13 protein-coding genes are annotated in these 19,164 nt (G+C 55.8%); 7 read left to right on the top strand and 6 right to left on the bottom strand.

What is annotated here, in order from left to right; translation table 11 throughout:
• Positions 1-8 precede the first annotated feature (8 nt).
• The gene (locus AAGD24_RS07425; RefSeq protein WP_075195570.1) at positions 9-1,523 is read right to left on the bottom strand and encodes a fumarate hydratase; all 1,515 of its coding nucleotides are present in this window, start codon (positions 1,521-1,523) and stop codon (positions 9-11) included.
• A gap of 195 nt (positions 1,524-1,718) precedes the next feature.
• Here AAGD24_RS07425 and AAGD24_RS07420 point away from each other — a divergent pair, with 195 nt between their 5' ends.
• Positions 1,719-2,492 carry an enoyl-CoA hydratase gene (locus AAGD24_RS07420; RefSeq protein ID WP_036206050.1) on the top strand — a complete coding sequence of 258 codons (774 nt, stop codon included), beginning with the start codon at positions 1,719-1,721 and terminating at the stop codon, positions 2,490-2,492.
• A gap of 295 nt (positions 2,493-2,787) precedes the next feature.
• On the top strand, positions 2,788-5,664 hold the full coding sequence (locus tag AAGD24_RS07415; protein WP_036206048.1) for an MECDP-synthase: 2,877 nt from the start codon (positions 2,788-2,790) through the stop codon (positions 5,662-5,664).
• Positions 5,665-5,785: 121 nt separating this feature from the next.
• Here the strand turns inward: AAGD24_RS07415 and AAGD24_RS07410 are convergent, their stop codons facing one another.
• Both AAGD24_RS07410 and AAGD24_RS07405 read right to left on the bottom strand, forming a co-directional pair.
• Positions 5,786-8,257: a penicillin acylase family protein gene (locus AAGD24_RS07410; protein ID WP_379867011.1), complete on the bottom strand. Its 2,472-nt coding sequence runs from the start codon at positions 8,255-8,257 to the stop codon at positions 5,786-5,788.
• 329 nt (positions 8,258-8,586) lie between these two features.
• A complete protein-coding gene (locus tag AAGD24_RS07405) occupies positions 8,587-9,705 on the bottom strand; it encodes a CaiB/BaiF CoA transferase family protein (protein ID WP_379867009.1) in 1,119 nt (372 codons plus the stop codon).
• 177 nt (positions 9,706-9,882) lie between these two features.
• On the opposite strand from AAGD24_RS07405, the gene AAGD24_RS07400 reads away from it, so the two are divergent.
• On the top strand, positions 9,883-10,902 hold the full coding sequence (locus AAGD24_RS07400) for an AraC family transcriptional regulator (protein ID WP_075195573.1): 1,020 nt from the start codon (positions 9,883-9,885) through the stop codon (positions 10,900-10,902).
• On the opposite strand, the gene AAGD24_RS07395 is transcribed toward AAGD24_RS07400, so the two are convergent.
• Together AAGD24_RS07395 and rmuC are read right to left on the bottom strand one after the other, a co-directional pair.
• Positions 10,893-11,753 carry a hypothetical protein gene (locus AAGD24_RS07395; RefSeq protein ID WP_136633171.1) on the bottom strand — a complete coding sequence of 287 codons (861 nt, stop codon included), beginning with the start codon at positions 11,751-11,753 and terminating at the stop codon, positions 10,893-10,895. The two genes, AAGD24_RS07400 and AAGD24_RS07395, sit on opposite strands and share 10 nt — an antisense overlap.
• A gap of 5 nt (positions 11,754-11,758) precedes the next feature.
• Positions 11,759-13,234 carry a DNA recombination protein RmuC gene (rmuC, locus tag AAGD24_RS07390; RefSeq protein WP_379867315.1) on the bottom strand — a complete coding sequence of 492 codons (1,476 nt, stop codon included), beginning with the start codon at positions 13,232-13,234 and terminating at the stop codon, positions 11,759-11,761.
• Positions 13,235-13,601: 367 nt separating this feature from the next.
• Here rmuC and AAGD24_RS07385 point away from each other — a divergent pair, with 367 nt between their 5' ends.
• From AAGD24_RS07385 to AAGD24_RS07370, 4 genes are all read left to right on the top strand, one after another.
• The gene (locus AAGD24_RS07385; RefSeq protein WP_036206881.1) at positions 13,602-13,988 is read left to right on the top strand and encodes a hypothetical protein; all 387 of its coding nucleotides are present in this window, start codon (positions 13,602-13,604) and stop codon (positions 13,986-13,988) included.
• A gap of 154 nt (positions 13,989-14,142) precedes the next feature.
• Positions 14,143-14,940: a RimK/LysX family protein gene (locus AAGD24_RS07380; protein ID WP_126810392.1), complete on the top strand. Its 798-nt coding sequence runs from the start codon at positions 14,143-14,145 to the stop codon at positions 14,938-14,940.
• Complete coding sequence (locus AAGD24_RS07375; protein ID WP_091644480.1) at positions 14,937-16,454, top strand: inactive transglutaminase family protein; 1,518 nt, start codon at positions 14,937-14,939, stop codon at positions 16,452-16,454. The genes AAGD24_RS07380 and AAGD24_RS07375 overlap by 4 nt, the downstream gene beginning before the upstream one ends.
• The gene (locus tag AAGD24_RS07370; protein WP_036206034.1) at positions 16,454-17,404 is read left to right on the top strand and encodes an alpha-L-glutamate ligase-like protein; all 951 of its coding nucleotides are present in this window, start codon (positions 16,454-16,456) and stop codon (positions 17,402-17,404) included. Before AAGD24_RS07375 ends, AAGD24_RS07370 begins: the two co-directional genes overlap by 1 nt.
• A gap of 63 nt (positions 17,405-17,467) precedes the next feature.
• Here the strand turns inward: AAGD24_RS07370 and AAGD24_RS07365 are convergent, their stop codons facing one another.
• The gene (locus AAGD24_RS07365; RefSeq protein ID WP_075195576.1) at positions 17,468-19,057 is read right to left on the bottom strand and encodes a BCCT family transporter; all 1,590 of its coding nucleotides are present in this window, start codon (positions 19,055-19,057) and stop codon (positions 17,468-17,470) included.
• Positions 19,058-19,164: the final 107 nt, after the last annotated feature.

Below are 19,164 nucleotides of genomic sequence, written 5' to 3'. Positions count from 1 at the left end.
CGTGAGGATCACACCGCCTTGGCGGTGATAATCTTCTCGTGCCATTCGGCAGGGCCGGTCTGGTGAACAGAGGAGCCCTTGGAATCCACCGCGACCGTCACCGGCATGTCTTCCACCTCAAATTCGTAGATGGCTTCCATCCCCAGCTCTTCGAAGGCAACCACTTCCGCGTGTTTGATGGCCTTGGACACCAGATAGGCAGAACCACCAACGGCCATCAGATAGACAGCACCGAACTCGCGGATGGCATCAATGGCCACCTGGCCGCGCTCGGCTTTGCCGATCATGCCGGTAAGGCCGGTTTTCTCCAGCATGGTGCGGGTGAACTTGTCCATGCGGGTGGCGGTGGTGGGGCCCGCGGGACCAACCACTTCCTCGCGCACAGGGTCGACCGGGCCGACGTAATAGATGAAGCGGCCTTTCAGGTCCACCGGCAGTTCCTCACCGCGCTCGATCATGTCCACCATCTTCTTGTGGGCGGCATCGCGGCCGGTCAGCATCTTGCCGGAGAGCAGCACGGTTTCGCCCGGCTTCCAGTCTTTCACGTCTTCCGATGTAACCGTATCCAGGTTCACGCGGCGAACGCTGTCACCCACTTCCCAGGTGATTTCCGGCCAGTCGTCCAGGCTCGGCGGGGTTTGCAATGAAGGGCCGGAGCCGTCCAGAACGAAGTGTGCGTGACGGGTGGCTGCGCAGTTGGGAATGATCGCCACCGGCTTGTTGGCAGCATGGGTCGGGTAGTCTTTGACCTTCACATCCAGAACCGTGGTCAGGCCACCGAGACCCTGGGCACCAATACCCAGCTCATTCACCTTGTCGAACAGTTCCAGACGCAGCTCCTCGGAACGGTTGGAGGCACCACGGGCCTGCAGGTCATGGATATCAATCGGGTCCAGCAGCGACTCCTTGGCCAGCTCCATTGCTTTTTCAGCAGTGCCGCCTACGCCAATACCCAACATGCCCGGCGGACACCAGCCAGCGCCCATCTGCGGCACCATTTTCAGCACCCAGTCCACCACGGAATCCGATGGGTTCAGCATGGCGAATTTTGACTTGGCCTCGGAACCGCCGCCTTTCGCAGCCACATGCACATCCACGGTATTACCCGGCACAATCTTGTAGTGGATGATGGCAGGTGTGTTGTCCTTGGTATTGGTGCGCTTGCCGTCCGGATCGGCCAGGATAGAGGCACGCAGCACGTTGTCCGGGTGCATGTAGGCCCGGCGAACGCCCTCATTGATAATATCGTCCAGCGCCATGTCGGCATCCCATTGCACATCCATACCGACCGTCACAAACACCGTAACGATGCCAGTGTCCTGGCACAGTGGCCGCTTGCCCTGAGCGCACATGCGGGAGTTAATCAGAATCTGCGCCATGGCATCCTTGGCCGCCTGGGACTCTTCCTTCTTATAGGCCTCGTGTACAGCCTGAATAAAGTCTTTCGGATGGTAATAGGAGATGAACTGCAGCGCGTCCGCTACGCTCTCGATCAGGTCGTCCTGGCGGATTACGGTGGTCATAGGCGTCTCATCAGGTCTGGTTTGTCTAGTAGGGGTTTTAAACGTGTCTAATAAAGGAAGCGCGAAGTTTACCAGAAAATCCAAAACCGAGGGACCAAACCCGGCGCGAAGGTTTTTAACGACAAACTTGCCTAAACGGCCACGAAAAAATGTAACATCGCTGGTATCTTCGATATAAAAACAGCAGGAGACATCGTGACCGACCTCGTCCTAACTGAAAAAAAGAACCATATCCTAACCGTCCGGATTAACCGCCTGGATCGCAAAAACGCCCTCACCCATGATATGTACACCGCCCTCGGTGATGCGATTGAACAGGCCCGCGACGACAGCGACATTCGCTGTATTCTGTACACCGGGAGCGATGAGTGCTTCACAGCCGGGAACGACTTGAGCGATTTTGCCGCGGGCCTGCCCGGCGAGTTTGAAGACACCCCTGTAGGCCGGTTCCTGTTCCTGATGGCCACCAGCAACAAACCGATCGTAGCCTCCGTGAATGGCCCCGCCGTGGGCATTGGTACCACCATGCTGCTGCACTGTGATTTGGTGTTTGCCGGCAACAACACCCGCTTCCAGATGCCTTTTGCCAATCTCGGCCTGTGCCCGGAAGGCGGCTCCAGCCTGTTGTTGCCCTCCTGGCTCGGCCGGGTACGCGCGGCGGAGCTGCTGATGCTGGGCGGCGCATTCACAGCCGAAGATGCTCAGCGCCTGGGGCTGATCAACCAGGTGTGCGAACCGTCACAAACTGAAACTAAGGCTCTGGAAGCCTGCGCACGGCTTGCAGCCCAGCCCCCGGCGGCCGTCCGCGCCACCCGTGAATTGCTGAACCGGGCCAGCGGAGATGCGCTGAAAACCACCATGCTGGCCGAAGGCAAACTCTTCTCAGAACGCCTGAAGTCACCGGAAAATGCCGAAGCCATCAAGGCCTTCACTGAAAAGCGGAAACCGGATTTCTCAAGCTTCAGCTAGGCTGGCTACCCCTACCCCGAAAGACTCGACAAAAGTCTCGGGGCCAACTATTTTTCAATGAAGCCGAACTCCGACCGTGCGGGTAGGCTCCCAATGATCAGAATCACACTTTAGAGCGATCAACTGTTGCTTTACTGCCGCTATAGTCAGAGTTACAGAAATCAGGCACAGAGCGCTGGCCAGAATTTCAGACAACAGCTAAGCAAACCAGGCCACTGACAACGGGTTTACCGGGCCAGACCGGCCCCGTCAGCTGCCGAACATAACGACACAACAACAGGAAAAGGTTCCACCCATGTTCAAGAAAACTCTAATAAGTCTTGCCGTGGCTTCTTCCGTTGGACTGACAGGCTGCTTTGACAGCGCTGGTTCCGGGTCCAGTAACGCGAATCCCGATTATAAGATCGAAGACACCACCATCGACAGAAGTCTGGTTCGTCCTATTTACGATCCAAACCCACTATCGGCAGACCCACAGTTCCCGATTAACTCGGACCTGATCCTGCTGCTTGGCGCTACTCAAAGCGCAAACTATGACTTCACTGGACTTTCAACCGGCGACACGCCCGCTGATGATGCCGTAAACCGGCTTTCCGGCTTCTCCACTTCCGGTGCTTTCAGCCTCAAGTTTGATGGTGAGCTGAACCCCGCATCGGTCATGGCGAACGCGACCGTTTTCCTGGTACCTCTTAAAGTTCCGCCAGCGGTTGCGTCTGCTCCGGAAGCATTGCCGAACACAAACCCAAGCGGCATTAACCCTGCGGATCCGTTTGAATCCGACCCAGAACTACAGGCCAGCTTCAGGGCCGATGTTGTAAGCCTGGACGGCGGCACCAACAACGCAATCCGCATCGTTCCCCTTGAGCCACTGGCGGAAGGCCAGAAATATCTGGTAATTGTCAGCGATGATGTCAGGGGTGCTAACGGCAAACCTATCGCTCGGGCAGTACAGGACGTTGCGTTGGCCGACGGCACGCTAGGCAACCCGGCACTGGGCAACGTGAAATCACTGCTCCAAAGCCTTGATGCCCTTGGCAACGGTTTCCTGACAGCAATGAGCACAGGATCCGAGTCCGCGCTGTCATACTCGTTCACCACAAATTCGGATACCGATGTATTGCGGGCCATGATGGCGCCTGCGGCGTTCGGGACGGCGCTGGGGCAAAAAGTCGGGTTTACTGCTCAATTAAAAGCTGTAAGGGATAACTTTCCCACGCTCAACTTCTCCCAATTGACAACCAAACTTGCAGAGCTTGGTCAGAAGGCAGCTGCTGTACAGAGCGGGGATTTGGACATTTCCACCTTACCTGCGGCTGAAATTGCTGCCATTACAAGGCTCGGTCAACTTGCGTCTATCACGACCCCGGCCAATATTGGAGCGGCAATTTCGGCAGAAGTTGGTGACTCGTTGCACCTCCCGGTGCCAAGACCCTCATACTTCTCGGCGCCAACATCTGCCAGTGACCTTGCAACCATACAGGGGCTTGCCTTACAGGACCCAAATAGTCAAATCGTGCTTGCCGCAAGTCAGGTCCAAGTGTCGCAGGGCGCTATCGCATTGCCCTACTTTCAGTCGCTCCCAGGTTCAGATGGTGCTGCCCTTTCAACCGGCAGTTTCCAGGGCAGTACCAGTCTGGAGGCCGGTATCAGTGAATCTTTGGAGCCGGGTGTTGATACCTTCCGGTTCCTTCGGGATATCGATGGTGCACTAAACGTCAACGGTTACTTCCCGTTCCCTGAACAGAAGGCAACCACCACTGTTCCGGTAGTGGCATTCCATCCGGCGACGGGAGCAAGCCGTCCTGCCACGTGTACTGATCCCGACGTGCCCAACGGCGTGACCATCTTCCAACACGGCATTACGGTTGACCGCAGTGTAACAATGCTTCCGGGCATCCTTCTCGCCAACCGGTCGTGTCAGGCGGTTATTGCCATCGATCAGCCGCTCCACGGCCTTGCTGGCGCGACAGCCGGAACCGTTCCTGGTCTAACACCGCTTTCGGAAGCCGCTCTTACTACCGAAATCAATACTATTCTCAACAACGGTGGTACAGGCAGCCCCCAACTTGATGCTCAGCTCAACGCCCTGATTAGTGCCGACTACATCGGTGAACGTCACTTCAGCTACACCGCCAACGCCCAGCAGCAGCCGGTTTCGGCTGATCTCGCCGACGTTGAATCGGGTAGCCTGTTCATTAATCCGTCCAACATGCTCAACAACCGTGACAACCTGCGTCAAGGCGTTGTCGATCTGTTGAACGTGGCGGCTTCGGTGCAGACTATGGGTATCAATGGGCTGCCCAGTTCCGGCGACCTAGCCGGCCTGGACGTCCACTTCGTGGGCCACTCCCTTGGAGGTATTTCCGGTACAACGTTCGCGTCACTGGCGAACGATCCGACGCTGAATGGAACCCTGAATGGTATCTACCAGTCAGCAGGTGCTCCACTGAGCTCGTTTACCTTCCCGACACTGTCCACAGTGGTTCTTCATAACACTGGCGGCCAGGTAACCCGTCTGATTGAGAACTCCCCAGCCTTCTCAGCTCCCATCATTGGTGGATTGGCCGCAGCTGGCGTGAATCAGGGCTCTGCTAATTTTGAGAGCTTCTTGTATGTGTTCCAGTCGGTCGTGGACGCCACTGATCCGGTGAACTTCGCCGAAGACCTTGGTGGTTCAACGACCAACATCCTGCTAAGTGAGGTTATTGGAGATACCACCGTACCGAACGAGGCAAATGTTAACCCACTGGGACAAGCGTTTTCTGCGCCGCTTGCATCGACTGAACCGCTGATGGCTCTGATTGACCTTGGTGCTGGTGGAGGCACGCTCGCAGACGGTGCTGGTCTCAGCCTGGTGCAGACAGGTTCTGCCGCCAACGAAGGCGCATTACCAGCAGCCTCGTTCTTCGCAGGCGCTAACCCTTGTACCAATGCCAACCACGGTACGTTTGTCGGCCCGGCTACACAGCCTAATCCTGAAGATCTGCAGTGCCCTGGCGGCTCCAACACCATCCCAGCGTTTTCAGAGATGGTTCGTCAGACCATTCTGGCGATTGCCGGAGCTCCGGTTCTGACAACAACCGGCCCGAACCCGGAAGATGCTGCCAACCTATCAGTACTGGGTGAGAGCGACACTCTGGAGAACGCACTGGATCAAGATCAAACGCCATAACCGGCTCACCGCTAAAAACACCCAGTCCTTAAAGGATTGGGTAAGCACAAAAAAATGCCTCGGATGTGAATCCGAGGCATTTTTGTTTGAGGTTCACGAAATTAAGGACTCTCTCCGAGAACTACTCCTGACTGATAGTGACTTCCTCCAGTACGTTGGCTTCAATCTCATCCTCCGTGAACAAGAGCTTGCGAGACTCCTTATTGGAATACTGCACGCTCTGATCACTGAAGTAGTCGGACATAGCATCCGTGGATTGGGAATAACTAACCAGGCCATACGCCTCCGGCCCGTTATCCGTGAACTCCAGGCCAAAGTGCCAGCTCGTACCCCTTGCCATTAACCATCCATTGAGAGCGCCAGGACCCGTGCCGTCCGCAAGTCCTGCTGTATTGGGGATAGTGGACGGAGCAATTCGGGGGAAGCGGGTATCTTCCGCAAATGGCTCACTCACAACACCAATCGCGTTAAACACACCGTCAATACTGCCGTCGCCCCCATGCCAGGGAATTTCAACGGTCTGGAACACAGGCATATCGCCGGAGCCCGGTACGACACCCCCTGATGCACGGTAATACTGCAGGTCACCCAGGGCGGTTGTGGGAGCAATACCCTGAGACACAAGCGCGTCAACACCTGCCGAGAGTGCCAGAAGCATAGTATCGTCTGGTGTGCCCGCATTGTCTTCTGACGGACTGGCGGGAGTACCGACCGGATCAGAAGGGCTGAACGGCTGGGTTAGATCCGTGTTCACGTCTTCAAGGTAATTCGCCATGAAAACCCTGAAGATATGGGCGCCAACGCTATCACGGTTGTAGAGACCATCCCAGTTTTCCAGCGACTGACACCAGGATGACAGGTCCTGCCCGCCAACCGCTGTGGCACCTATCGCATCGCAACGTTCCAGAAGCTCAGGCAGAAACTGCTCCGCGTACCAGGAACGGTTGTTCCAGATTACACCCAGAAGCTCTTCAGCATTGAACTTACCGTCCTGCCCCGCAGGGAGCGGAGCTGATGGAACGCCCGGCTCAAGGGGATTTTGAAGCATCTTGATACCCAAACGGGTACGGGCATTGATCTCTGCTTTTTCCTGACCAAACAGTGGTGAGTAACCTGTCAGGAACTCATCAGGGTTTGTCGCCCAATAGCTGCTGTTCGAGTTCTGAACCCAGTCGGAGCGAACCAGCTTGGGTTTATCGCTGTACGGGACCAATGGGCCGCACGAGGTTTCAACCCAATCCTCAATGGACTTGCTGCCATCAAGAAGCGTGACACCCTGATCAAACAACCCGGCGTAAGAAGCACTGCCAAACCGCCTGAAATTGACAAGGGCAATTGCCTTGTCAGAAAGGTTGGGCACAGAGCTGCTATCGATGTAGAACGCGTTGCCCTGGTCATCGGCATAGGTGGTGTTCGTCCAGAGTGTAGACCCACAGTTCCTGAATACATCCTGAAATTCAGAAAGGTTGCTCGCCCGGCTCATTTGCAGCCAGGTATCCAACAAACCGCCGGTGTTTGCGTTGGCATCGCGGTACGTCATCGCTACCGATCCGGTCGAATTCAACGCTCCATTGCCACCCCAGGCCGGCAACTGGTTGTTGACAGCATTGGCGGCGATCATGGGTCCGTACTCAGAGAAATAGAAATCCCGCTCAATAACCATTGGCTCCGGCAGGCCGGGCATTTTTACTTCGATCTGGTAAGTCTCAACGTCAATGGGTTTTTCCACACCATCTTTTACATAGGTAAGGTTATCCCCCGTTTTCAGGGTTAACTCATACCAGGTGAATCGCCGGCTCGTGGTAACGGTGTGCGACCACGCCAGGTTTTCATTGAAGTTGATAAGCGGTATTGCGGTACCGAGCAACCCCGCTCCATGAACATTCAGGTACCCCGGAACGGTCATCTGCACTTCGTAGAGGCGCCGGTGCCCGGTGTAGGGGAAGTGAGGATTGGCGAGGAGCGCACCGCGGCCCTGCTCAGTCATCGTGCTACCAATACCCCAGGCGTTACTGGCGAGGCCCATGTCGGTGAAATCCTGCACGGCCCCAGCATTGGCCTTTGCCGTTGCGACGACGTCCTTGCGCAATTGCTCAACCTGTTCAGCGTTGGCAACCGCTGAAACCGCCACCGGGGCAGGACTTTCCCCAGGGGGAACAGCCAGGAAAACCGCGCCCGTTGCGAATTGGGCACCACTGGCATACTGCCCAACCACTCGATAATGGGCCAGGAGATCAACCGGGGTAATCGCCTGCACCCACTCCTGATCCCTGCATTCCTCAGGCAGGTCGCCCGGATCAGTTTCGGCGACGTAGCGATTATAACCCTCGGTGAAACCTTCAATCAGTGCGCGGCTCTCATCCGTTAGCGTCGGGAGCTCTCGTTCAGCGCCACTGTATATTTTTTGGGCTTTGTAGCTGAAATCATTAACTATATTGAGCCCTACACCGAAAGCCGTATTGGGTCCCGGGCCAAAATACTTGGCCCTCTCACTTCTGGCTTTAACAATAGCCTCGGCCAACACACATACGTTGTCCTGGGCCTGGGCATAACCATGACCAAACGCCGCAGAGGCCAAGTCATCCGCCTTCACATGCGGAACCCCGCCGGCTGTCCTCCTTATAGTTGCCTCAAATGTACCGTCCGCCGGGAAAAGCTGTTCGTTCACCGAGCTATCGGAGTCGGAAGAAGAACTGCTTCCGTCGAAACATCCTGCAATCAGAAAGCTGCTGGCCAGCGCTACCCCGGCCGCTTTCAACGCGCTTTTGTCTGCGCTCCTGAAAGGTTTGCGAAGCGATTTCATAGTGATTCGTCCATTGTGATTGTTATGGGTAAGCCAAAGATGACTCACTCTCACAAATTAGCAGACACCCCGTTATTTAGCTAAGGACTGACGAACGATTCAGTTTTTGTCTGGATGCCTCAGAAATCGCCGTTGTCGGCCCCCAGTGTCCGGCCGATATAACGGCTCTCACAGGGCGTGGCACTGAATTTTATCGGGTGGCCGATCTGCTTTTGGGTCCCCCCGTTACCTTTTGCCACATCAATAACCATGCCGCGCGCTTTCAGCTGAGGATGTTCGGCTGCCTCGGTAATGGTCAGCACCGGCTCCACGCACGCATCAACGTTCGCAAATACGTCCTGCCATTGTGCCAACGTTTTTTGTGCAATGTTGGACTTCAACGCCTCCCGGATGGCCTGCTGGTGCTCAGGGTTCTGGCTCAAGGCAAAGCTCTTCATGTCGGGGATACCCAGGGCATCACAAAGCCGGTCGGAAAACTGGGGCTCCAGGCTACCCACAGACAACCATCGGCCGTCGCTGGTCTGGTAGTAGTCGTAGAAGGTGCCGCCGTTGAGCATGGAGCTTTCCGGCTTCTGTTCCTGCCCTCCCGCCAAGGCTGCAGCACCGGCCATCGTATTGAGGGCAAAGGCGGCGTCGGTCATGCTGATATCGATAAACTGCCCCTCTCCTGTTTGCTGGCGGTGAATCACAGCCGCCAGTATCCCCATGACGGCATGGTGTGAGCCGCCTGCCACATCGGCAACCTGGATACCCATCGGTGGTGGCCCGGTTTCCCGGCGACCGCAATGGCTGGAAACTCCGGCCAGTGAAAGGTAGTTGATATCATGCCCTGCCCGATCCTTGTAGGGGCCAGTCTGACCGTAACCGGTAATCGCGCAGTAAATAAGATTGGGGTTGATGGCCTTGAGGGTTTCATAACCAATCCCAAGCCGGTCCATAACGCCGGGTCGAAACTGTTCAACCACCACGTCGTACTCTGTCACCAGCTGCTTGACCAGGTCGGCACTGCCCTCTTGCTTCAAATCCAGCCCAAGGGATCGCTTACCCCGATTGAGGAAGGTGTGGGATGTACTGACGCCATCTTCCAGCGGCGGCATCACTCGGGTCAGGTCCAGGCGGCCAGGGGCCTCCACCCGCAATACATCCGCGCCCATATCCGCCAGCAGCATGGTAGCGTAGGGGCCTGGCAGCAATGTACTGAAATCCAGAACCTTCAGGTTGCTCAGTGGGCCGGGCATGCAAACCTCCTTCTCTATTTTTGGACAACCCTGATGCTGCCCTGTTTTCCCCGCGGGGCCAACTGCCGGTTCCATCATTCCAATTGACTATTTCTTCCAGTGCGGCGCGAGAGTGATGGTTGCATTGTACCCAAGGGGTTTTATGATGGGCTTCGTTCAATAAGGATAAAGGATGATATGTCGGAACTCACCGTTTCCAGGCACTTCGTGGAAGCCGCATTGGTTGGGGCCGAAAGAGCGGGGATTGATACCCATACAATGCTGCGCGAGGCCGGAATTTCACCGGACCTGCTGAAGATCGAAATGGCCCGGGTGAGCAGCACCCAGTACAGCCGGCTGATGCAGGCTGCCTGGAACGCAATGGACGATGAGTTCATGGGGTTGGGGCCACGCCGCTGCCGCACCGGCACGTTCGCCACCATGTGCGCGCTGGTTATCGACTGCCCCAATCTTGAGGCGGTCTATCGCCAGGCGTTTGATTTTTGCCGCCTGTTCGAGCCCATGGTCACCATGAAACTGGAAGTGGACGACAGGACTGCCCGGCTGGTAACGGTGATCGAAGGGGATATCCACGACCCGATGCATTTTTTCCGGGAAAGCATACTGGTCATCTGGCATCGTCTTGGCAGTTGGTTGATCGGGCAACCGGTGGAGCTGCTTAAGGCGGAATTCAGTTACCCCAGGCCGCCCCATGGCGACGAATACCGGCATATCTTCCATTGCCCACTGTCGTTCGAAGCCAGTGAAACCGCCCTGACGTTCGACAAGCGTTTTCTGCAGGCTCCGGTGATACGCGACAAGCCGGAAATGCGGCAGTTCCTGAAAACCTCACCGGCCGACCTGCTGTCGCGCCCGGACGAGAGCAACACCTTCACCGGACGTATCCGCGCACTGATTGGCCGGGATTTTGCGAGATCCCTGCCCGACTTCGAATGGATTGCCACAGAGCTTCACACCAGCCCCCAGACTCTTCGCCGACGGCTGAAGCAGGAAAACACCTCCTTCCAGGAGATCAAGGACCTACTACGCCGGGACATGGCCATCTATTACCTGTCCCGGCCAGACCTGCCGATCAATGACATTGCGTTTCGGGTCGGATTCACCGAACCCTCAACGTTTCACCGCGCCTTCAAGAAGTGGACAGGAGTCACTCCCGGTGCTTACCGCGAAGGCGAACGGGGTCAGCTTCAGGATTGACTGGGGCTCTGCATGGTGCGAATCAGCCGGCCAAGGGTGCGGGCAATTTCCTCGGCCCGTTCGCGATCCGGGCTGAGTTTCATCAACCGCGAGCCATCTCGTGGGTCGTAAATCCAGCAACTGGCGGTTGAACTCTCGCAATTCCATTCAATCTGAGGATTGACTCCGAAAACGCCCATGGACTCGGTTGTTTTGACAACACGACCACCGGACTCACGTCGGGACTCCTGGATACTGATAGTGTCGTTCAGCCTCTCAATCCTGTACGACACATCGGCAGGACGGTCCAGCCTTACAATCCTCTGATCTTCACGCCAACCAGCAACGTCCAGGAGCGTATTGGCATGAATCACCAGCGCGTCGGCGTTCGAATCCGCCAGATAGAGTTCCCGGAGTTTCCCCAGTGACTGCTCGCTTGCAGGCTCGATAATGGCCACTGGCTCCGGATCAATAGAGCCATTGTTCTTGGCACTTGCGCCCTCTTGCTGGCGGGCTTTTTCGACATTGGTTATCAGTTTGAGCGCATCGGTGTAGTGCTCGCCTTCACTGCCCGCCAGACTGACGTACTTTTCCAACGCTGCTTGTGCCTCATTGTAGTGATCAGATTCCAGCATCACGCGGCCGCGAAAATAGAAATAGTTCGCCGGTTTCTCCCCCTCCAGTTGCTGGAGACGGTTCAGGTACTCACCCGCTTCACCCCAGCTCTCTGAGGAAACGGCCTCTTCAGTGGCAAGCATTAATCGACGGGTCTCGTGTTCAGGCTCAAGGGCACTAACCTGACCGGCCATCAGTAGGGATGCCAACATAAAACCACTGACTGAACGACGCCCGACTCGGGTTATCTTCACCATCTTGTTTACTCCTGCTGATTATCCCGGGCGGCGTCTTCGTCCACCGTGGGCCCGACCGGATCGCTGGTGTCATCCACACCATCGGCGTCCACTTCGGCTTGATCCAAAATCGCTTTCGGGAGTTCTTTTTTAACACGAACGCCCAACTCCACAAAGCGATTGGCTTGCGAGATAAGGTTGCCGCGACCACGGGTGAGCGTATTCATCGCCGAATCATAGGTTCCCTGCGCGGTGTGCAACTGGCTGCCCAGCTTTTCCATCGCTTCTACAAAAACCCGAAGCTTGTCGTACACCGCACTGGCACGGTCGGCAATCCTACGCGCATTCTGGCTTTGACGCTCGTATCGCCAGATATTTTCAATGGTTCGCAAGGTCGCAAGCAATGTCGTCGGTGTAACCACAATAATCTTTCGCTCGAATGCTTCTGCGAATAGGTTCTCGTCCTGCTGAAATGCAGCCACAAACGCCGGTTCAATGGGCATGAAAAGAAACACGAAATCCGGAGAGTGCAGGCCATGAAGCTGGCTGTAATCTTTCTCGCTCAGGGCGCGAATATGATTACGCACCGCCTCAACGTGCTGGCGAAGGGCTTCTTCCCTGGCAGTCTCATCCTCTTCCGTTGCCCACTGCTGGTAGGCCAGCAGGGACACCTTCGAATCCACCACCAGGTTTCGGCTGTCCGGCAAATGAACGATGACATCGGGGCGCAGCAACTGGTTGTCATCATCTCGGTAGCTGCCCTGGGTTTCATACTCAATACCCTTGCGCAAACCGGAGCGCTCGAGGACGCGCTCCAGAATCAGCTCGCCCCAGTTGCCCTGGATTTTCTTGTCTCCTTTAAGCGCCTTCGTGAGGTTGGAAGCTTCTTCGGTGATCTGGCGGTTCAGTTCCTGCAGGGATTTGATCTCACCCCTTAATGCCTGTCGATCCCGAGTTTCGGTGGTATAGACATCCTCTACCCGTTTACGGAAATCCTGGAGTTGATCCCGGAATGGGTTCAGCAGGGTGTCGATGCTGGTGCGGGTCTGCTGGCTGAAGCGCTCGCTCTTCTGCTCGAAAATACGATTCGCAAGATTCTCGAACTCCTGTTTCAACGCATCACGATTTCGTTCCAGTAACTCCAGTTTCTCCGTGGTTGCACGGCGCTCCTTGTCCAGCGTTACTTCCTGCTCGCGCTGGGCAACCCTGGCGTCGCCAAGCTCGCGGGAGAGCTCATCGGCTCGCTGCTGCTGGGACTTCCTCTCGGTTTCGAGTTGTTCTATGCGATCCAGCCGCGCCTTACTTTCGGATTCCAGCCCGGCCACCCGATTTTCCAGCGTTGCCGCACGCTGTCGCCAATGTTCGGTGTCCCGGCTCGCCTGCTCTGCCTCGGTTTTGCCGTTTTCGAGAGCAGCTTCAAGCTGATGGAGGCGCTGTTCGTCCATCGCCCGCGTGTACTCAAGCTCCCGAAGTGCGGATCTGGCACGGCCCCCCTTAACCATTGAAAACACCAGACAGCACAGCGCTAGCACCAACAAAATCAGCAAAGTGACGGTTTCCGGCCTACGCCCCACTATATCGATGATTGCCTCGGGCACCCCGATCTCCTCTAAATGACTGACTCAAACATTACGATAGAACAACAGTTTACCGTATTCGTGGAACCTTTTTGTTCGGACTCACGTCAAAGGTTTGCCATTCACTGGTTCTAGTGGACCAATTGGCAAATTTCCCGACCCAAGGCATCCGGCTCTGGACTCGGAACGTAATATCATCTAAAACGGTGAATGTGGCCTGTTTGCCGACAGAATGGCTGGTTTGCTGCCGGGTGCCAAGGTCCAGGAGCAGTATAAGGGACAGGAATTCAACATGCTCAAAGAGCTATGGAGAAAATTGGGATCTGAATTCTCCCATTCCGGGTGTTCGGACGTGGAAGGCCGTGAATACCGCAGGCCTGGCGCTCAAGCCAGCCACGGTGGTTTTCGCATTCTTCCCCATATGACCCACACCGGGGAATTCCACCTGGAAAGACTGACTGGCATCCTGAAGGGGCGCTACGGCAGAACCTTTCAGAACAATGGTGACGAATCCATCCGCGATCTGATTCACTTCGCTTCCCGCATTCAGGATCAGGATGTCCAGAGAGAACTGCTGCTGTTTTACCTGAACTGCTCCCCTGTGGTGCAGGAATACCTTCGTTCCGAAGAAGTTCTTGCTCAAAACCACTTCCTTTCCCGGACATCCGGGAAAAAATAATACCCGCCGTTAATGATCTGTAAACCGACTCAACAGTTATGTTGTTGTATACTGCCGGCCTGTGATTACAAGTGGCTGTTCTAGCACACCCGAATTATCCTTGCAGCACTCTGTAATTAAAGTATCAAAGTCGTGGATTCAGGGGTTTCGGATCTTGTCTATACGTTCAGAGTTTGGAAAGTTGGCCGCGGCCGGCCTTGTGGTATCACTCATCACCGGCTGCACTGCGGATCGTTACTTTATGGTGCCGAAGCAGGATCTTGACGCGCTGAATACCTCCGTTATTAATCAGGGTGAACAGGTCGTTCGCCTTGAGAACCGGACGGATGAGAATTTCCAGGCGCTGACCCGGCTGAATGAGGAATCCACGAAAACCATCCTCGACGCCATCACCGAACAGGTCGAAAAACCCGCCTGCCCTCCCACCCCCAAACAGCAGGCCTGCACAGCGGGGCAGTCTGGTTCCAAAAGCGATGGAAGGGCCGACCGACTCAAGGGCAAGGTTGTTGTTGGAGAGTTGGAGAAATTCTACCTTGCTGGCCCCGGCCTGATTTACGATGCTCGCATTGACAGCGGGGCCGAAACCTCTTCATTGGATGCCCGAAACATCACGCGGTTTGAACGGGATGGGAATAACTGGGTAAGGTTTGACGTGCCGGTACCTGACTCCGAAGACATGGTAACGCTGGAACGGGAAATCTCACGCCGGGTCAGGATTATCCAGTCCAGCACCGATGAATCGGAACGCCGTGTGGTGGTGGAGTTGCAGTTCATGATTGGCAACCACCGGCAACAGGCTGAGTTTACACTGACCAACCGAGAGCACCTCTCACACACGGTGCTGGTTGGCCGCAACATTCTGAGGGACGTCATGTTGATTGATGTGGGCAAGGAGTTCGCCACCGAACTGCCCGACAAACTGCCAGCCGAAGAAAATGGGGACCAACCTTGAGTAGCCGCTCACGCATTCCGTTTTTTTTCGCCATCCTCCTTCTTATTGCGGCTGGAATTTCGATAGCCACTTGGCGGCACGTCGAGCTCGGCATTCCCTGGTTTACGGGGGAGCAAAAGCCGGTCTGGATGGTTGAGGCCCGAGTGGACTTCGATGGCACCGGAGAACCCGTACTCGCCAGCCTGAACATCCCCGATCAGCCACCCCAATTCCGCATTATTTCGGAGCAGGCTGCATCTCCCGGTTACGGTTTTTCCATCGTGGATGACTCCGGTGAACGCCGGGCTGAGTGGTCAAAGCGCAACGTTAGCGGCCCCCAGACGCTCTACTTCAAGGTTCAACTGATACCTGATGACAGAGCCCTGGGCAGCCAGCCCAAACGACCGCCCAAACCTGAACCGGTCTTCTGGGAAGAACCTCAGGCAACAGCCGTGGAAGAGTTGTTGCAACAGGCCGCTGAACGCTCCAGCACGCCTGAGAGCATGACCCGGGAACTGATTAAACTGCTCCAACCGGACCAGGGCGCCCAGAACACCACCCTGCTCGTGTCCGAAGCAAACTACATTGATCTGCTGACCCGGATGCTCAATCATGCAGGCATTCCCGCTCGAACGGCAGACGGCCTGGCCCTGGAAGATGCCAGGCGACGCCAGCAACTTCGTCCATTCCTGCAGATCTATGACGGTTCCCGATGGCTGACCTTCAACCCCCGCACAGCGGAACAGGGGCTTCCGGAACATGTCTTGCTGTGGCGACAGGCTGCAGCTTCCCTGCTGGATATTGTCGGCGGTGACAATTCAGACGTTAGCTTTTCCATGCTTCGGCAAACCATCCCGGCACTGCAATTGGCGCAGGCTCAGTCCAGCGAGAATGGCCTCGGCTTCCTGAGTCTTTACCAGCTCCCCATTGAAGAGCAAAGCATGTTCAGAATGCTTCTGCTGCTTCCCCTTGGGGCGCTCGTGGTGGCCTTTATGCGAATTGTCGTCGGCATACGAACGTCCGGCACGTTCATGCCGATACTGATCGCCGTGGCCTTTGTGCAGACGACACTGATTCCGGGGCTGATAGCCTTTATTTCCGTGGTGGCCATTGGCCTGCTCATGCGTGGCTACCTGTCGAGCCTTAACCTGCTGCTGGTCTCGCGAATATCCGCGCTGATCATTCTCGTGATCTTTATCACGGCCGGGCTGAGCATTGCGGGTTATCAAATGGGCTTCAACACGGGGATGACGGTTACCTTCTTCCCCATGGTGATTATCGCCTGGACGATAGAGCGCATGTCCATACTCTGGGAAGAGGAAGGCGCCCGGGAGGTGTTTGTTCAGGGAGCCGGTAGTTTGTTTGTGGCAGTCTGCGCATTTCTGATTATGAGCGCGCCCCTGGCGAGCCACCTGACGTTTAATTTCCCGGAACTTCATTTCGTGGTTTTGGGGCTGATCCTGCTGATGGGACAGTACACGGGCTACAAGCTCACAGAGCTCCGTCGTTTTTATCCGATGAAGGCGTATAACTGATGGGCTGGATTTCGCCCTTCAAGCTGAACCAACTGGGCATGCTGAACATGAACCGGCGCAATGTGGACTACATTGCGCGGTACAATAGCCGTTCTTCATACCCCTTGGTGGACAACAAACTCAAAACCAAGCTGGTGGTTGCCGAATACGATGTTCGCACCCCCAGGCTGCTGCAGGTGGTGCGTCAGCAACACGAAATCTCCCATTTCCGGGAAATGGCAGAGGACCTGGACGGCTTTGCCATCAAACCGGCCAAGGGTTCCGGAGGTAAAGGGATTACCGTGATTACCGGCCGGGACGATAACGATTACGTCAAGGCCTCGGGCTCGCGGGTATCCTCGAGCCACCTTGAGCGCCACCTGTCCAACATTCTTGCCGGGCTCTACTCGCTGGCCGGCACGCCCGACGTCGCCATTGTCGAGAACCTGGTGGAATCGATTCCATCACTCGCCAAGTATTCCTTCCAGGGTGTACCGGATATCCGCATCGTCGTTTTTCAGGGCTACCCCGTGATGGCAATGCTTCGGCTGGCTACAACCGCTTCAGATGGCAAGGCTAATCTACACCAGGGTGCCGTAGGTGTTGGACTCAATATCGCCAATGGCCACAGCCTGAATGCGGTACAGTTCAATCGACCGATCACCCTGCATCCCGATACAGGCCTCGCCCTGGAGAACCTGGTGATTGATGACTGGCAGGAAATGCTGGTAATGGCATCACGATGCTACGAGGCAACCGGGCTGGGATATATGGGTGTCGATCTGGTCGTGGACGCAAACGAAGGGCCTTTGCTGCTTGAGCTGAACGCCCGCCCCGGCCTGGCCATCCAGATGGCTAATGGTCGCGGTCTGTTGCCGCGCCTGAGGCAGATCGAAGCCCTCCGAAGGACGCACTTCACCCCGGAAGAAAGAGCCGCATTCGCCATGGATACCTTCACGTCCAAAACCTGACCTTCAAATAGCAGGCACAAAAAAACCGGGGCGAACCCCGGTTTTTTTACTTTCTCACACTTCTCAGAGCTTACCTTCGGCAATCAGCAGCTTGCGCTCATGGGTGAGGCCTTTCAGCAGCCCCCAGGTCATGACCAGCAATACTGCTGTAAACGGCAGTCCTGCCGTAATGGCAGCCGCCTGGATAGCGCCCAGTGCGTCTTCACCGCCACCGAAAATCAGTGCTGCGGCAATGGCACCTTCCATTACCACCCAGAACACACGCTGAGCTGTCGGCGCGTCGGTTTTACCACCCGCGGTAATGCTGTCGACGACCAACGAACCGGAATCAGAAGATGTCACGAAGAACACCAGCACCAGCACGATACCCACGAAGGATGAGATGGCAACGAACGGTAGGTTAGCGAACATCTGGAACATTGCCAGGGACACATCCGTCAAGCCATTCTCAGCCAGAGCACCAACACCGTCCTGGATCTGCTCCAGTGCGGAACCACCAAATGCGCTCATCCAGACCACGGTAATAACGGTTGGTACGATCAGCACCGCTGTCACGAACTCACGAACCGTACGACCCTTGGACACGCGGGCGATAAACATACCAACGAACGGTGACCAGGAAATCCACCAGGCCCAGTAGAAGACTGTCCAGCCGTGGAACCAGGCCTGGTCTTCGCGACCAAACGGATTGCTCAGTGTCAGGGCGTTACCAACGTAACTCGATGAGGTTACCCAGATGGTTTCAAAGATGGTCATGGTCGGACCGGCGAAGATGATGAAAAACAACAAAATACCGGCCAGCGACATGTTGAGGTTACTCAGAATCTTTACACCACCGTCGAGACCACGCAGCACCGAAATCAGGGCTACGGCCGTCACGCCGGTAATGATCGCCATCTGCACATTGATACCTGACGAAATCCCGAACAGGTAATCCAGGCCGGAAGCAGCCTGTTGCGCACCAAAACCAAGAGACGTGGCGAGACCAAAAATGGTTGCCACCACCGCCAGGATATCAATGATATGACCGGGCCAGCCCCAAACCCTATCACGGAGCAGTGGGAAGAACGCAGAGCGAATGGTCAGCGGCATGTTCTTGTTGTAGGCGAAAAACGCCAGAGACAGAGCCACAATCGCGTAGATTGCCCAGGGATGCAGACCCCAGTGATACATGGTCGCACCCATGGCCAACCGCGCGCCCTCGGCCGTATTGGCCTCAACGCCGAGCGGCGTTTCATACCAGCCTGTGTAGTAGGCGACTGGCTCGGCGACGGCCCAGAACATGAGACCGATACCCATACCTGCTGCAAAGAGCATGGCAAACCACGACATCGTCGAAAATTCTGGCTTGGCGTCCATCCCGCCGATGCGGATTTTGCCAACGGGCATGAATATAAGAGCAAGGGAGACAACGACAAAAATGTTGGCACTGATCAGGAAAAACCAGTCAAATTGTGCGATGGTCCACCATTTGGCGCCGTCGAGGAGCTCCTTCGCCTCTCCCGGGAAAATCAGCGTCCCGATTACAAACGCAACAACGATTATTGCCGTAATCGGAAAAACTGGCGCGTGTAGGTCCAGGCCAAACGGATTAATATTATCCTGGCCTGCGACGTAATCCGTTTGGTACTCGTCTTTTACAACGTCGCCCACGTTTTGAGCCTCCTGTTGGTGAAAATCTTTTCAATATTCGGATGCAAACGTTACAAGCTCGCCATCTTATTGCTTTGAGTTCAAAACATCAAAGAACGGACAACTTA

The organism is Marinobacter sp. M5B (assembly GCF_042604615.1).
GTDB lineage: Bacteria > Pseudomonadota > Gammaproteobacteria > Pseudomonadales > Oleiphilaceae > Marinobacter > Marinobacter salarius.
The sequence above is the reverse complement of the archived record's forward strand: the minus strand, read 5'-3'. Positions and strand labels throughout refer to the sequence as shown.

Coding starts and splice junctions, on each gene's coding strand:
- AAGD24_RS07425 (WP_075195570.1), bottom strand. CDS start 1,523: ATGACCACCGTAATCCGCCAGGACGACCTGATCGAGAGCGTAGCGGAC.
- AAGD24_RS07415 (WP_036206048.1), top strand. CDS start 2,788: ATGTTCAAGAAAACTCTAATAAGTCTTGCCGTGGCTTCTTCCGTTGGA.
- AAGD24_RS07405 (WP_379867009.1), bottom strand. CDS start 9,705: ATGCCCGGCCCACTGAGCAACCTGAAGGTTCTGGATTTCAGTACATTG.
- AAGD24_RS07400 (WP_075195573.1), top strand. CDS start 9,883: ATGTCGGAACTCACCGTTTCCAGGCACTTCGTGGAAGCCGCATTGGTT.
- AAGD24_RS07395 (WP_136633171.1), bottom strand. CDS start 11,753: ATGGTGAAGATAACCCGAGTCGGGCGTCGTTCAGTCAGTGGTTTTATG.
- rmuC (WP_379867315.1), bottom strand. CDS start 13,234: ATGGTTAAGGGGGGCCGTGCCAGATCCGCACTTCGGGAGCTTGAGTAC.
- AAGD24_RS07385 (WP_036206881.1), top strand. CDS start 13,602: ATGCTCAAAGAGCTATGGAGAAAATTGGGATCTGAATTCTCCCATTCC.
- AAGD24_RS07370 (WP_036206034.1), top strand. CDS start 16,454: ATGGGCTGGATTTCGCCCTTCAAGCTGAACCAACTGGGCATGCTGAAC.